The organism is Pseudomonas sp. UV AK001, assembly GCF_046097675.1.
In the GTDB taxonomy this organism is placed as follows: Bacteria; Pseudomonadota; Gammaproteobacteria; order Pseudomonadales; family Pseudomonadaceae; genus Aquipseudomonas; species Aquipseudomonas kribbensis.
Genome location: NZ_JBJUVZ010000003.1, coordinates 471,865 through 486,430, shown reverse-complemented (window position 1 = coordinate 486,430; position 14,566 = coordinate 471,865). Strand labels below are relative to the sequence as shown.

The following is a 14,566-nucleotide window of genomic DNA, read 5'->3' as shown; positions in this document are numbered from 1 at the left end:
ACGATAGAGCGGCGGCGCTTGGCCTGCTTCAGCAAGTCAGCCAATAATGTTTGCGTTTACGCCAACTGTTGGATACCGCTCGATGCGCAATGTTTCGATCAATCTGCTGGATGACACGCCGCGCCCGGTGGTGGCGATCGGTACGGATTATTCCCACGGCTATCTGCTGCCACGTCATACGCATCGGCGGGCGCAATTGTTGTACGGCGCGACCGGGGTGATGCAGGTCAGCACGCATGATGGCAACTGGGTAGTGCCGCCGCAGCGGGCGGTGTGGATTCCGCCGGGGGTGGCGCATGAGGTGTTGATGCTGGGCGTCAGCACTCGCAGTTTGTATATCGAGCCGGGGGCGGTGGATCTGGGTGATCGTTGTCAGGTGATCAGTGTGTCGCCGTTGATGCGGCACTTGCTGATGGAAGCGGTGGATCTGACGTTGACCTATGACGTGGCCGGGCGTGACGGCGTGCTCATCGATTTGTTGCTGCATGAATTGCAGCGGAGTGCGCCACTTCCCTTGCATATCCCGCTGCCGTCTGACGGAAGACTGCTCGAACTGTGTCAGACCTTTCTGCATCAGCCGAATGCCCACCAATCCCCCCAGCATTGGGCCGATCAACTGCACGTAAGCTTGCGCACCTTCAACAGACTGTTTCGTCAGCAGACCGGCCTGAGTTTCAGTCAATGGCGCCAGCGCGCCTGCGTTGTACTGGCGCTGGCACGGCTGGCGGCGGGTGAAGCGGTGACGCGGATTGCCCTGGATTTCGGCTATGACAGCCCGGCGGCGTTCTCGACGATGTTCCGCCGGATCCTCGGTCAGGCACCGTCCGTCTGGTTGGAGGCGGCGAACTAGGGCAAATCAAAAAATGCGTTTGATCCCGGCCGAAAACAACTGTACAAAAACACAGTACATTTTCCATCAGCACTCTCGAGCCCGGAGCACACCATGGCCTCTTCAGCGATGAACCTCATCCTCGAACGTATCGCCCTTTTCCAGTTCACCCCGACCCACTGCGCCCAGGCCCGAGGAATGTTGGGCTGGAGCGTTGAGCAACTGTCGCGGGAGGCAGGGGTTTCGGTAGACGACATCCAGCGGTTCGAGGCGCAGCAGGACGTGGCGGATTCGGCGCGGCTGGCGTTGACCTATCGGTTCGAGGCGCAGGGGCTGGTGTTCTTTCCGGGGTTTGCACCGGGGCGTTCGACGAGCAATGGTTCGACAGCCGAATCGGTGCGTGGGGAATATGCGATGGCGGAGTGATCCGGTTCGCCTCATAGAGGCGAACCTGCATCAGTGAGTCAGGCCCCTTGCACCACCACCTCACTCTCCCCTTCAACCGCCAACCACCACGTATTCCCCCGTTGCGGTTGTGCCAGGTTGAACGCCTCGCCCATTTGCGGGGTGGTAATGGAAACACTGCGTTCCCAGGCCAGTGCAAGAATGCGGTCAAACGGTTCATGCCAGGCATGCATCGCCAGGTCGAACGTGCCGTTGTGGATCGGGAATAACCAGCGCCCCTTGAGGTCGATGTGGGCTTGCAGGGTTTCTTCCGGTTGCATGTGCACGTAAGGCCATTCGACGTTGTAGGCGCCGGTTTCCATCAGGGTCAGGTCGAACGGGCCGAACTGTTCGCCGATGCGTTTGAAGCCGTCGAAGTAGCCGCTGTCACCGCTGAAGAAGATCCGCGTGTCGCCGTCGATGATCACCCACGAAGCCCACAGGGTCTGGTTGCCATCAAACAGGCCACGGCCGGAGAAGTGCTGCGACGGGGTGGCGATGAAGCGGATACCGGCGACTTCGGTGCCCTGCCACCAGTCGAACTGGCGGATCTTGCTGGCATCGATGCCCCATTTGATCAGGGTATCGCCGACGCCCAGCGGCGTGAGGAACACGTTGACCTTGTCCGCGAGTTTCAACACCGCTTCGTAGTCGAGGTGATCGTAGTGGTTGTGCGAAAGGATCACGGCTTCGATTGTTGGCAACTCGTCGATGCTGATCGGCGGCTGATGGAAACGTTTCGGGCCGGCCCATTGCACGGGCGAAGCGCGCTCGGCGAACACCGGGTCGGTGATCCAGAACTTGTCCTGCAGCTTCAGCAGCAGGGTCGAATGACCGAGGCGATAGACACTGTGGTTCGGCGCAGCGATCAGGTCGGCGCGGGTCAAAGCTTGCACGGGAATGGCCGACGCAGGTCGGGTATTGCGCGGTTTGTGGAAGATCATGTTCCACATGATGCGCAGCATCTTGCGCACACCTTCGCGCTGCACCGGCGCGTGGTTACGGAACGTCCCTTCGGCCTGGCGCGAAGCTTCAGGTACAGGACTGACCGCAGAAGAAATTGATTTGGCCATGACTGAATGACTCCAGAAAAACCGCGCAATTCACGGTTTTCCACGGTGGGACGATAAATGGCCAAGGCACGCACGCATCAGCCGGACATCTGGTTTTAGGTTGCACCGATTAACGCAACATTACACTGATCGGTGTACTTTCTAGGTTGCATGAATCCGGATGACAAGTAAACTGCCGAGTGTAATTTCCTCCTTTTTCCTGCCGAATCGAATTTATGACAGCTCCAACGCGCCTCACCGACCGCAAACGCGAAGCCATCATCCTGGCGGCCATTTCCGAATTCCGTGCCAACGGTTTCGAAGTCACCAGCATGGACAAAATCGCGGCCACCGCCGGGGTGTCGAAGCGCACGGTGTACAACCACTTTCCCAGCAAAGAAGAGCTGTTCGCCGAAATTCTCAACCAGTTGTGGGCACGGATCAGCACCGAGCAAGCCGTGTCGTATCAACCCGACCAGCCCTTGCGTGATCAACTGCGAACAATGCTGCTGGCCAAACTGCAGATGATGGCGGACGACAACTTCATGGATCTGGCCCGGGTCGCCATCGCCGCCGCCATTCATTCGCCCGAGCGTGCGCAGAACATGGTGGCGCGCATGGGCGAACGTGAGGAGAGCGTGACCGTATGGATCCGCGCCGCCCAGGCAGATGGCCGGTTGAAGCCGGTCGATCCGGAGTTCGCCGCGCATCAGGTTCAGGGACTGCTCAAATCCTTCGCCTTCTGGCCACAGATTTCCATGGGCCAGCCCTCGCTCGACAGCGCCACGCAAAATGCCGTGGTCGATTCGGCACTGGACATGTTTCTGGCTTGCTACCAGCTCTAGATCACGTCTGCGCCGCGTAAATGGCTCACAAGGACACTGAATTTTCCCGCTGGAATAAATGACAATGTCTGTCATTGACCGATGAACGGTCGCTCTGAAGAATTACACTGCAAAGTGTTTCAGAATGAATCTGGCGAAGAACATCATGGAAAACCAACGCGGCAAAGGCTTGTCATTCGCCAGACGTATCTACTTGCCACGTGCCATTGGATTGGGGATCGGTTTCTTCAGCGTCGGCGCCGCGCTGTATCCATTGAATGTGCCGGCGTGGCTCTGGGCGCTGCTGCTGTTCAACGGTTTTCTCTGGCCCCACGTCGCCTATCAATGGTCGACCCGCTCGGCTTTCCCCTATCGCGCCGAGCGCCGCAATCTGCTTTATGACTCGGTGTTTGGCGGTTTCTGGACCGCGTGTTTTCAGTTCAACCCGCTGGTCACCGTGACCATTCTCTCGATGATGACCATGAACAACGTCGCCGCCGGCGGCAGGCGTCTGTTCCTGCTCGGCGCCCTCGCCCAAGTGATCGGCGTGCTGCTGGGCTGGTCGCTGTTCGGGGTCAAGTTCACCCTGACGGCGACGCAGACTCAGGTCTGGGCGTGCCTGCCGATGCTCACTCTTTATCCGCTGGCACTGGGGATGGTCTGTTATCGGCTGGCGATCAAACTCGCCGAACACAAACGCACCTTGAGTGCCCTGAGCCGCACCGACAGCCTGACCGGTCTGCTCAACCACGGTGCCTGGAAAGACCTGCTGCACCTCAAGTTCCAGCAGTGCCGCGAACACAACAGCCAGGCCACCCTCGCGCTGATCGACGTCGATCACTTCAAGGTGATCAACGACAGCTACGGGCATATCGTCGGCGATGCAGTGCTCCAGCAACTCAGTCGCGAACTCAAACGCCTGCTGACTGAAAGTGAGCTGGCCGGTCGTTACGGCGGCGACGAATTCTGCGTGATCCTGCCCAACCTGCCACTGAGCAGAGCCGAAGCACTGATGGAACAACTGCGCCAGTCCCTGCAGCAATACCGTCATCCCGATGTGCCGGAGTTGCGGGTCAGCCTGAGTATCGGACTGGCACGTTTTCACCCGACCTACCCGGATGCGCTGCACTGGCTGGATGATGCCGACAAGGCGCTGTACACCGCCAAACATACGGGCCGCAACACGATCAGCGTCGCGCTGAGCCGCTCCAATGCCTGACAGGATTTGTACGACAAAGTGACACCGCACTTTCTTGTACAAGTTTAATAAGTTTGTATAAGATCGAGTCGCCAGCCTGGATGCTGGCACTTTAGTGGTCATTGCCCAATGTCGTCAGCTCGTTCGGCCGGCCAGCGCAGGAACAGGGACAACACCTCAGCCCTATTTCCGGAGCGCACCCCGTATGTTTTTCAATCGCCACCAGTCCGTCATCGACGACCTGCAACACACCATCACCGAGCAATCCGGTTTGCTCGAAGCCATCGACCGCTCCATGGCCGTCATCGAGTTCGATCTCGACGCCGTGGTCCTGCGCGCCAACGACAATTTCCTGAAGACCACGGGCTACAAGGCCGAACAGGTGATTGGTCAGTCCCACCGCCAGTTCTGCCCACCGGAATTTGCCCGCAGCAGCCAGTACACCGAACTGTGGTCGCGACTGAAAAACGGTCAGTTCCAGTCCGGCACCTTCGAGCGCGTTGACAGCCAGGGCCGGCCGATCTGGCTCGAAGCCAGTTACAACCCGATCAAGGATGCTTCGGGCCGCGTGGTGAAAGTGGTCAAGTACGCCATGGACGTCACCGCCAAGGTGCAGCAGGAAAGCGAAGCCAACGCCAAATTGCAGGCCATCGACCGGGCAATGGCGGTGATCGAGTTCGACCTCGACGGAAACATTCTTACGGCCAATCAGAATTTTCTGACGCGCATGGGCTACACCCAGGCCGAACTCAAGGGCAAACATCACCGTTTGTTCTGCCCCGCGCACCTGGTCAACAGCAGCGCTTACCAGGACTTCTGGCGCCGGCTCAATCAGGGCGAGTTTTTCCACGGGCAGTTCGAGCGCATCGACAAACACGGGCGAACCGTCTGGCTGGAAGCCAATTACAACCCGGTGTACGACGCCGCCGGGCGCTTGTGCAAAGTGGTGAAATTCGCCTCGGACGTCACCGCCCGGGTCGAGCAGCACGAGCAGGACGCCCGTAGCGCCAGCGCCGCTTACCACATCTCGGTGGCGACCCGAAAAGTCGCCGAGCAAGGCACGCAAGTCATTCAGCAAGCGGCCAGCGAAATGCGCGAAATCGCCGATGACATCGCCGAGTCGTCGACCCTGATTGCCCAGCTCGGCGAGCGCTCCGAGCAGATCACCGCCATCGTCAACACCATCCGTGCGATTGCCGACCAGACCAATCTTTTGGCACTCAACGCGGCAATCGAGGCGGCGCGGGCCGGTGAGCAAGGGCGTGGTTTTGCGGTGGTGGCCGATGAAGTGCGGCAACTGGCGGCCCGCACCAGCGGTTCGACGGCAGAGATTTCCAACATGATCGGCCTGATCCAGAGCGAAACCCGTCAGGCGATCAAGAGCATGGACGGCACCCGTGGTCGCGCGGCGCAAGGCGTCGAGCTGGCGGATCAGGCGGGGACGGTGATTCTGCAGATTCGCGACGGCGCCAGCGAAGCCGTGGACGCGGTGAGCATGTTCGCCAACGAGCGTGCGCCGGGATAGGCCGACACGGGCAACGCAGGGCTATAGTGATTCAACGTCCCAAGCCCTGCCGAGTCCGTTATGACCACCGAAAAAAACGATTCCCCCGCCGCGCCTGTCGATCACCTGCGTTTCCACCGCCCCCACGCCCACCTCAACACCACCTTCGGTAACGACAAGTTCGCCTTGCGGGCCGAGGCGTTTGCGCGGTTCTTCGGTACGCCGACCTTCCTCGGCGCGCAAACCCTGATTGTCGTGCTGTGGGTGTGCCTGAACATGTCTGGCGTCACGACCTTCGACGTCTATCCGTTCATCCTGTTGAACCTGGCGTTCAGCCTGCAATCGGCCTATGCCGCACCGCTGATTTTGCTGGCCCAGACCCGTCAGGCCGCACGGGACAAGGCGCAGTCGGACGCTGACGCGCAGCACCGGGAAGCCCTGGCCGTGGCCAACAGCGAACGTCAGGTCCAGGCCGCGAAGAACACCGCGCAATTGCTGGAGCTGCTGGAACAGAACACCCGGCTCACCGAAATGACCAAGAGCCTGACCGAGCGCATCGAAGGCCTGACCCGTGAACTGCACGATCACATGCGCCAGAACCCGCAGGCCTGATCACGGCAAACGCAGCGCCCGCCCCAGTTCATCGAACAGCGTGACCACCGAGCGCAACGCGCGGCAGTCCGGGCGGGTCAGCAGCCACAGCGCGGTGTCGTAGCCGTGCAGCGGTTCGCTCAAGGCGTGCAGACCTTCAGTGATCAGAAAGTCCGGCAACGCAGCGACGCCTAACCCGGCACGCACCAGTTCCGTCACCGACAGCATGCTGTTGCAGCGATAGCCCGGTGTCACGCCGGGCAAGTGCTGGCGGCGCCAGACCACGGTCGGGTGATCGGGTAGGAAATCGTCCGGGGCGATCCAGGTCATAGCGGCCAGATCGGATGCATCGATGTTTTGCAGATAACGCTCATTGGCACAGACCCGGTAGGAAATCTTCGCCAGTTCCCGTCCGACCAGATGCTCCGGTGGTGTGCGTGTCAGGCGCAGGGCGATGTCGGCATCGCGGCGGCTGAGGTTGGCGAAATCATTGGAGGTGCTCAGCTCGATGGTCAGCGCCGGGTAGTTCGGCATGAACTGCGCCAGCGCCGGCAGCAGCAGACCTTGCAGCACCGAATCGGTACAGGTCAGGCGCACCGTGCCGCTGACCACTGCGCCGCCCTGCTCCACACCGATGCGCGCCGCTTCCAGTGCCTGCTCGGCGCGTTCGGCCTGCTCGGCCAGGGTTTGCGCAAGACTGGTGGGCAGGTAACCGGCGCGGCTTTTTTCGAACAGTTGCTGACCGAGCGCGGCTTCCAGCCGGCGCACGGCGCGGAACACCGTCGACACATCGACCTTCAGCAGCTGCGAGGCCCGGGCCAGAGAGCCGCCGCGCACCAGGGCAAGAATCAGCGCCAGATCCGGGAAGTCGAGTCGATAGTGCGTCGCTGCATTAATCACTTGGGGAAACGCCCATATTGAGTGCGTGAACGCCAATCTATAGTGAGCGTCATCCCTCAACAAGCACAGCGAGCACTCATGGAATCCAGAGCCCTGCGCATCGCCCTGATCGGTGACTACGATCCGCAAGTCACCGCCCATCAAGCCATCCCCGTCGCCCTCGGCCTGGCGGCGGAACACATTCGCCGACCCGTCGATTTCGAATGGCTGGCCACGGACCGGATTCACCTTGATACACCGCTCGAAGATTTCGATGGTTTCTGGTGCGTCCCGGCCAGCCCTTACAAGAGTGAAGCAGGCGCGCTGCGGGCCATCCGTTTTGCCCGCGAACAGCAGCGACCGTTCCTCGGCACCTGCGGCGGTTTTCAACATGCGGTACTGGAGTTTTCCCGCAACGTATTGGGCTGGGCCGATGCCGAGCACGGCGAAACCTCACCCGATTCCAGCCGCGCCGTGCTCTCGCCGCTGAGCTGTTCGCTGGTGGAAGCGGTGGACAGCATTCATCTGGTGTCCGGTTCGTTGATCGCCAAGGCGTACGAAACGTCCGAGATTCGCGAAGGCTATCGCTGCCGTTTTGGGGTGAATCCGCAGTTCGAGCGGGAATTGCTGACCCACGACCTGCACGCCGTGGGCCACGATTCGGCAGGCGATCTGCGCGCCATCGAGCTGAAAAACCATGTGTTCTTTGTCGCGACATTGTTCCAGCCGGAACGTGCCGCTCTCAAAGGGAAATTGCCGCCATTGGTGCGAGCATTTGTCGAAGCCTGCTCGGAGCAACCTCGATGAAACCGGACACTGAGTGTTTCGCAGTGATCTTTACCTCAACCCGCACCGAGGGCGACAACGGCTACGCCGAAGCCTCCGAGCGCATGATGCAGTTGGTTGCCGACCAACCGGGGTTTCTCGGCATCGATTCGATCCGGGGCGCGGACGGCGTGGGGATCACGATTTCGTACTGGGAGAGCGAGGCGGCGATTCTGGCCTGGCGCGAGCACCCGGAGCACCGGGTGATTCAGGCGCGTGGGCGGGCCGAATGGTATTCGGCGTTTCATACGCGGGTGTGTCGGGTGGAGCGGGAGTATCAGTTCGGAAAGTGAGTATTGCGGTGTCATCACTGGCCTCTTCGTCGGATCGCCGCCCGGACCAAGCCCGCTCCCACAGGTACCGCGTAATTTTCGGAACAACCCATATCCTGTGGGAGCGAGCTTGCTCGCGATGGAGGCAAGTGAATCACCAAAAACCTCAGCCCTTCACCAGACTGCGCACCGCCACAATCTCCGGCACTTCACGCTTGCTCATGTAAACGCGCAACGGTTCGGTGATGTTGATCCGGTCATCGATGTGCTGATCGAGCAGCAACTGGATCAGCTCGCGCTTCAACGTCATGGTCTGTTCCGTCGCGGGAGCCCAGACGAATTCGCTGGCGGGAATGATGCCGTCATCGGCCACGTCCATTCCGAACGAATCTTCGCTGAAACGCACGATGTACTGGCCGGTCTTGCGGTTGAGGCCAACAAAACCCTTGAGGCCGTCGGCCGCCTGGCAGATGAGTTGGGATGTGATGCGCATGGTAAACCTCACAAGAGTGATCGAAGGTTTACACGCAGGGCATTGAGGCACACCCTCTGCCGGGGTGGTTGCCGTGGCCAAGCGTACTGCAAACAAACGCACAAAAGTGCGGAAATTTTCGCTTTCAGTACGTTTATGTCGGTCTTGCGATAGCACGTTTTCGTTTGAGTTGCTAAAAGGGACATCTTCGAAAATACCTGCGAAAGGACCTCGACATGCCCGCCACGTTTACCAAAAGCGCTCTGCTGCTGAGCCTGATGCTCGGCCTCGGCCAGGCCCATGCCGCCGCCCAGCCAAGCCCTGTTGCGCTTGCCGCCTCCGAGGGCATTCCGCACCCGGCGGTGATCGCCCACCGTGGCGCCTCCTTCGACGCACCGGAATCCACCGCCGCCTCCTACAAACTGGCCCGGGACCTCGGCGCCGACTACCTGGAAATGGACCTGCAGCGCAGCAAGGACGGCGTGCTGTTCGCCCTGCACGACAACAACCTGCAACGCACCACCGACGTTGCCACCAAGTTCCCGGATCGCAAGGACAGCCCGGCCAACGCCTTCACCATGGCCGAACTGAAAACCCTGGACGCCGGCAGCTGGTACAACAAGGCCTATCCGGATCGCGCGCGCCCATCCTACGTCGGCCTGCAGATTCTGACCCTGGACGAAATCATCGACATTGCCCAGGCCAACCCGCAGCACAAGCCGGGCCTGTACATCGAGACCAAGGAACCGCAACTGTTCCCCGGCATCGAGCATGACCTGAAGGAAAAACTCCAGGTTCGCGGCCTGCTGATCCCGGCCGGCGCCAAACCGGCGAAAAACGTCGCCAGCGTCGGCGAAAGCAACGGCAAGGTGATCCTGCAGACCTTCGAGAAAAACAGCCTCGAACTGCTGCAAAAGGAAATGCCGCAGGTGCCGAAGATCCTGTTGCTGTGGGTCGGCGAAGGCAGCATCGAGCCGAAATCGAAAGTGACCTTTGCCGAATCCGGCGAGAAGGACAAGAACGTTTTCTACGGCAAGCAAGAGCCGAAATCCGAAGCTGAATTCAAGCAATGGATCGACTACGCCAAGGCTCAGGGCGCCATCGGCACCGGCCCTTCGGCCAAGCTGACTCACGGCGGCGATCAGAGCTACTCGGACCTCGTGCAGCCATGGATGAACAAATACACCCACGACAAGGGCCTGCTGGTGCACGTCTACACCGTCGATGAGCCGGTGGACTACGAGAAAGTCATGGCTGCCGGCGTCGACGGCATCTTCACCAACCGCGCCAGCGAACTGCTGAAGTTCTACAAACGCCCGGCCGCCGCCAGTGTGGATCAGGTGTTGAAGAACAACGGTTTCTGATGCAACCGGACACCCCGTGGACAGGCCGCCTCTGGCTGGGGCACGACCATGGCCTGATCCACGGGATGTCGGGGCGCACTGCGTCCCACTCCCACTATGCCCACCAACTGATTCTTGCGCCTGAGCGGCCAGTGACATTGCTGGTCGAGAGCGAAACCGTCACCACTTCCCGCCTGCTGATTACGTCCCAGACTCGCCATGCGATTGTCGAGGTGCCGGATCCCGTGTTCACCGTGTATGCCGAACCCTTGCGGTTCGACGCCCAAGTGTTGCGCGATGCGCTGTTCGACAGTGAGCTGTCGTTGTCGGCACTGGATCACGCCATTGGCCAATGCCCGCGACGCCCGCTGAATGACTTGCGAATCGAACGGGCCCTCGCCACTGTAGATGCCTCGCTGTCGAGCAAAGTCGCCGCCAGTGCCGTGGCCAATTCCGCCCATGTGTCGCTGAGCCAGTTGCAGCGGTTGTTCGTCAGCCAGGTCGGTTTGCCGGTGCGACGGCTGGTGCTGTGGCGCCGACTAAGGCTGGCGATGTCGGCGATTCTGGCGGGCAGCGCGGTGACCGACGCCGCCCACGCCGCCGGGTTTGCCGACTCCGCGCACTTCTCCCGCAGCCTGAAAAAACTCTTCGGCGTCACCGCCCGCCAGGCGTTGCAGCACATCGAATTGCGCTTGCTGGACTGACTCAACGTCGCAAGCCGTCCGGCACTTTCGGTTCCTTGCCCAGCGTTGCCGGTTCGAACGGATCGAGCAACTGCGCCACGTAGTCACGCGGAAAATCCGGACGACTGCCGATGCCCAGGTCGCCCTCGCCGATCCGATATTGCGCCGTGTAAAAACCGGTCCCCAGCAGCCAGTCCCACAAGGTAAAGAACAGCCCGAAATTGACGTCACCGGCGCGCCCGTACTTCATGTGGTGAAAGCGATGCAGCGGCGCCCAGGCGAAGATCCAGCGCAACGGGCCGACGCGCATGTCGACGTTCGAATGCTGCAGCAACAACTGGATCGCAATGGCGAACGCCAGCAACATCGCTACCTCGGACGGAATGCCCAGCACCAGCAATGGCAGCAGCCCCGCCGTCGCCTCCAGCAATTGATGCAGCGGATGCTTCATCAAACCGTTGAACCCGTAGAGCCGCTCGACACTGTGATGAATCGCGTGCAACCGCCACATCCACGGCACCCGGTGGCTGGCGTAATGCATCAGGCTCACGCCCGCATCAGCAATGAAAATCGCCAGGCCGACTTGCAGCCACAGCGGCCAGTTCGACGGCCATGCACTGTCAATCGCCAAGAACGTCACCAGCCCCGGCAACGCCAACAGGCCGACAGCGTTCAGCGCTTCGTTGACCAGTGCGTGGAGCATGTCGCGACGACGATCGCCGGCCGGGCGATTCCAGTTCACTTCATACGGCAGCAGCCATTCGGCCGCAAACGACACCGCCAACGCCACAACAAACAGCGGCATCAACCACAGCAGTGAATGCCCCGCCACCCCTATTCCGCCTCCAATAAATCCAAGCCAAAACAACGGCGCGTACAACCACGAAAAAATGCGTTTCATGTCCACCTCCCTTGATCGAAGGCCGAGCATGAAAGTTGCCCACGAACGGCGATTGAACAAACGACGCAAACACCCACGGCGTTTTTTAAGGGTGAATTAAGTTGCGGTGGCTAACCTGAACTCACTTGAACGAATCACCCAAAGGAATAACCGATGAAAACCCTGACTGCCCTGTTTACCGCCGCTGCCCTGACCCTCACCGCTGGCCTGGCCCAGGCTGACGTTCGTGTCGATCAGATCCCTGAGCTGGTCAAGTCCGGCAAGATCAAGCCACTGGAAGAGCTGAACAAAATTGCCCTGGCCCTGCACCCGGGCGCGACCATCGTCGACACCGACCTGGACAACCATTTCAACGGGTATGAGTACGAAGTCGAGCTGCGTACTGCCGATGGCAAGGAGTGGGACGTGGATCTGGATGCGGCAACAGGCAAGGTCCTGAGCAACAAGCAGGATCACTGATTGCCCCATACGAAAAAGCCGCACGATTTTCGGATCGTGCGGCTTTTTTGTGTCTGCGACTTATGCAGAAGTACTGACCAGCGCCCCCGACGTACTCGAATCAGACTCCTGCAACGCCGCCAGCAAAGCCGCCGTCGCCGTCTGCAACGAAGCCGACGTCGTCGCGATCTGCGATTGCGCAGCGGCAACATCCGCCGCCTTGGCATCCTGACTTTCCTGCTTCGCCTGAGCCGCTTGCAACGCCTGTTGCTGTTCCTGCAATTGCTTTTGCAGTTCGGCGATCTGCTTGCGCAGTTCTTTCACGGTATCCGATTCATCATTGCTGGAGCTGCTGTCACCCGACGGCGCCGCACCACCGCCCGCCGCAACTTTGCTGGTGTCGGCCTTCACACCGGTGCTGGTCGCCGCAGAGGTCGATGTCTCGTCGCCCGTGTCGGCAATCGATGTTTTGCTGGTGGACGTGGTGACGGTCTGATTGATCGAAACAGACGTGATGCTGACCATGGGAAATCTCCAATGCCGGTTATAGATAACCGGCCATCGGCGATGCACACAGGAAATTGAGATCGACTGTGTACCGACTCGGTAACCGGGCCGGTACACAGTCGCTGGCGGGTCAGACGCTCAGGCGAGCGGTGACGTCGTTGAGTTGCCCGGACAGGCCGTGCAGGTTCTGGCTGGCGCTTTCGGTGCGCTGCACGTTGTCGAGGTTGGTGCTGGCGATCGAAGTGATCTCGGTCAGGTTGCGCGAGATGTCTTCGGCCACCGAAGTCTGCTCTTCGGCCGCCGTGGCGATCTGACGGTTCATGTCGCGGATCGCTTCCACCGCATGGGTGATGCGCTCGAGCATGGCGCCGGCCTGGGTCACTTGCTCGACGCTTTCATCGCTGCGGGTCTGGCCACTGTCGATGGCGTGAGCCGCATCCACCGCGCCGGTCTGCACGCTCTGGATGATCTGGTTGATCTCGATGATCGACTCCGCCGTGCGCTGAGCCAGGTTGCGCACTTCGTCGGCCACCACCGCAAAACCACGCCCGGCTTCACCGGCACGGGCCGCTTCGATGGCCGCATTGAGCGCCAACAGGTTGGTCTGCTCGGCGATGCCGCGAATCACTTCCAGCACCTTGCCGATGCGCCCGCTGTCGGCTTCCAGACGACGGATCACCGTGGCGGTGTTGGCGATTTCGCCGCGCATCTGGGTGATGCTGTGGATGGTGCTCTGCATGACCTTCTCACCCTGCTGGGCGGACTGGTCGGCATCGTCGGCAGCGCGCGCTGCATCAGCTGCATGGCGGGCGACTTCCTGGGCAGTGGCGGACATTTCGTTCATCGCCGTGGCCACCTGATCGGTGCGGTTGAACTGCTCGTTGGTGCCGCCGGCCATCACGGTGGCGATGGCGTTCAACTCGCCGCTGGCGCTGTCCAGATCCTTGGCGCTGCGCTGCAGATGGTTGAAGGTTTCGGCGAGGAAATCGCGCAGGGTGTTAGCCGCAGCAGCCAGATTGCCCAGTTCGTCCTGACGGTCGCTGGCCACACGCTCGACCAGCCGCCCTTTGCTCAACTGGGTGACGTAGTCGATGAGTTTGCGGATCGGCTCGACCAGGTTGCGGTTGACCAGCCACAGGCTCAGCAAGCCGATCAACAGACCGGACGCAAGCATCACCAGAATCCCCAGCATCACGGTGCGATCGGCGCTGGCGCTGATCAGTGCCGACTGTTCGGTGCCCTGCTTGCGCAACTCGGCCACCAGCTCGCTCATCTGGTCACTGGCGGCGCGGTCAACGCCTTTGACCGCCACGTCGCCCGCCGTCGGATCGGCACCGGCGGCTACGTACGCATCGCGACCTTTCTGGTACGCGCTGCCGAGCAGGCGATGTTCTTCACGCAGACGTTCGATGCGGGTTTTCAGCGAAGGCTCGAGGCCTTTCTGATTGGCCAGTTCACCGAGGATGTTCTGCACATCGCGCTGACGGTCTTCGAACTGGCCCCAGTACTTGGCCAGGTCCGCCGGTTGCTTGCCGCGCAGCAGGACGTTTTTCCACTCCTGCACCTGCACCTTGAATTGCAGGTTGGCTTCGTCGATCAGTTGCGAAGTGTGCAAGGGACCGGCGATCAACTGGCTGTAGCTTTGCACGCCGTTGGACAGGAAATGAAAGCAGGCCAGCGCGATCAACAGCATCGCCAACAGGCTGCCGCTCAGCAGGGCGAGAATTTGCGCTCTCAGGGATTTTTGCAGCATCGCAGGTACTCATGACAGGGATGAGGCACGTCCGACAAGACGTGAATTGTG

Annotated in this window: 17 protein-coding genes; 11 read left to right on the top strand and 6 right to left on the bottom strand. The window is 60.7% G+C overall.

The annotated features are described in order from the left end of the window. The first annotated feature begins 82 nt into the window (after positions 1 to 82). Both ACKLNA_RS13205 and ACKLNA_RS13200 read left to right on the top strand, forming a co-directional pair. Positions 83 to 850 carry an AraC family transcriptional regulator gene (locus ACKLNA_RS13205; protein WP_408986099.1) on the top strand — a complete coding sequence of 256 codons (768 nt, stop codon included), beginning with the start codon at positions 83 to 85 and terminating at the stop codon, positions 848 to 850. Positions 851 to 943: 93 nt separating this feature from the next. Continuing rightward, complete coding sequence (locus ACKLNA_RS13200; protein ID WP_408986098.1) at positions 944 to 1,255, top strand: XRE family transcriptional regulator; 312 nt, start codon at positions 944 to 946, stop codon at positions 1,253 to 1,255. A gap of 38 nt (positions 1,256 to 1,293) precedes the next feature. Here ACKLNA_RS13200 and ACKLNA_RS13195 read toward each other — a convergent pair whose 3' ends face one another. Further along, positions 1,294 to 2,346 carry an MBL fold metallo-hydrolase gene (locus tag ACKLNA_RS13195; protein ID WP_408986097.1) on the bottom strand — a complete coding sequence of 351 codons (1,053 nt, stop codon included), beginning with the start codon at positions 2,344 to 2,346 and terminating at the stop codon, positions 1,294 to 1,296. Between the two features lie 215 nt (positions 2,347 to 2,561). Between ACKLNA_RS13195 and ACKLNA_RS13190 the strand changes: the two genes are divergently transcribed. The 4 genes from ACKLNA_RS13190 (at position 2,562) to ACKLNA_RS13175 (ending at position 6,463) form a co-directional block, all read left to right on the top strand. Next, the gene (locus tag ACKLNA_RS13190; RefSeq protein ID WP_134827838.1) at positions 2,562 to 3,170 is read left to right on the top strand and encodes a TetR/AcrR family transcriptional regulator; all 609 of its coding nucleotides are present in this window, start codon (positions 2,562 to 2,564) and stop codon (positions 3,168 to 3,170) included. 145 nt (positions 3,171 to 3,315) lie between these two features. Then, complete coding sequence (locus ACKLNA_RS13185; protein ID WP_408986128.1) at positions 3,316 to 4,368, top strand: diguanylate cyclase; 1,053 nt, start codon at positions 3,316 to 3,318, stop codon at positions 4,366 to 4,368. Positions 4,369 to 4,552: 184 nt separating this feature from the next. Beyond that, a complete protein-coding gene (locus ACKLNA_RS13180; protein ID WP_408986096.1) occupies positions 4,553 to 5,872 on the top strand; it encodes a methyl-accepting chemotaxis protein in 1,320 nt (439 codons plus the stop codon). A gap of 60 nt (positions 5,873 to 5,932) precedes the next feature. Continuing rightward, complete coding sequence (locus ACKLNA_RS13175; protein WP_408986095.1) at positions 5,933 to 6,463, top strand: DUF1003 domain-containing protein; 531 nt, start codon at positions 5,933 to 5,935, stop codon at positions 6,461 to 6,463. Here ACKLNA_RS13175 and ACKLNA_RS13170 read toward each other — a convergent pair whose 3' ends face one another. Continuing rightward, entirely contained in the window at positions 6,464 to 7,405 is a 942-nt protein-coding gene (locus ACKLNA_RS13170) for a LysR family transcriptional regulator (protein ID WP_408986094.1), read from the bottom strand. 15 nt (positions 7,406 to 7,420) lie between these two features. On the opposite strand from ACKLNA_RS13170, the gene ACKLNA_RS13165 reads away from it, so the two are divergent. Next, on the top strand, positions 7,421 to 8,128 hold the full coding sequence (locus ACKLNA_RS13165) for a CTP synthase (RefSeq protein ID WP_408986093.1): 708 nt from the start codon (positions 7,421 to 7,423) through the stop codon (positions 8,126 to 8,128). Beyond that, a complete protein-coding gene (locus ACKLNA_RS13160; protein ID WP_408986092.1) occupies positions 8,125 to 8,439 on the top strand; it encodes an antibiotic biosynthesis monooxygenase family protein in 315 nt (104 codons plus the stop codon). The genes ACKLNA_RS13165 and ACKLNA_RS13160 overlap by 4 nt, the downstream gene beginning before the upstream one ends. 145 nt (positions 8,440 to 8,584) lie before the next feature. Here the strand turns inward: ACKLNA_RS13160 and ACKLNA_RS13155 are convergent, their stop codons facing one another. Next, entirely contained in the window at positions 8,585 to 8,911 is a 327-nt protein-coding gene (locus ACKLNA_RS13155; protein WP_408986091.1) for a DUF2025 family protein, read from the bottom strand. 215 nt (positions 8,912 to 9,126) lie between these two features. On the opposite strand from ACKLNA_RS13155, the gene ACKLNA_RS13150 reads away from it, so the two are divergent. Next, positions 9,127 to 10,254, top strand: coding sequence for a glycerophosphodiester phosphodiesterase (locus ACKLNA_RS13150; RefSeq protein ID WP_408986090.1), 1,128 nt, complete (start codon positions 9,127 to 9,129; stop codon positions 10,252 to 10,254). Further along, positions 10,254 to 10,937 (top strand): helix-turn-helix domain-containing protein, encoded by a 684-nt coding sequence (locus ACKLNA_RS13145; protein WP_408986089.1) that lies wholly within the window; start codon positions 10,254 to 10,256, stop codon positions 10,935 to 10,937. Before ACKLNA_RS13150 ends, ACKLNA_RS13145 begins: the two co-directional genes overlap by 1 nt. 1 nt (position 10,938) lies before the next feature. Here ACKLNA_RS13145 and ACKLNA_RS13140 read toward each other — a convergent pair whose 3' ends face one another. After that, the gene (locus ACKLNA_RS13140; protein ID WP_408986088.1) at positions 10,939 to 11,817 is read right to left on the bottom strand and encodes a sterol desaturase family protein; all 879 of its coding nucleotides are present in this window, start codon (positions 11,815 to 11,817) and stop codon (positions 10,939 to 10,941) included. Between the two features lie 153 nt (positions 11,818 to 11,970). On the opposite strand from ACKLNA_RS13140, the gene ACKLNA_RS13135 reads away from it, so the two are divergent. Continuing rightward, a complete protein-coding gene (locus tag ACKLNA_RS13135) occupies positions 11,971 to 12,276 on the top strand; it encodes a PepSY domain-containing protein (protein ID WP_065259299.1) in 306 nt (101 codons plus the stop codon). Positions 12,277 to 12,336: 60 nt separating this feature from the next. On the opposite strand, the gene ACKLNA_RS13130 is transcribed toward ACKLNA_RS13135, so the two are convergent. Both ACKLNA_RS13130 and ACKLNA_RS13125 read right to left on the bottom strand, forming a co-directional pair. Then, positions 12,337 to 12,780 (bottom strand): hypothetical protein, encoded by a 444-nt coding sequence (locus ACKLNA_RS13130; RefSeq protein ID WP_408986087.1) that lies wholly within the window; start codon positions 12,778 to 12,780, stop codon positions 12,337 to 12,339. Between the two features lie 112 nt (positions 12,781 to 12,892). Further along, entirely contained in the window at positions 12,893 to 14,515 is a 1,623-nt protein-coding gene (locus ACKLNA_RS13125) for a methyl-accepting chemotaxis protein (protein ID WP_114884975.1), read from the bottom strand. Positions 14,516 to 14,566: the final 51 nt, after the last annotated feature.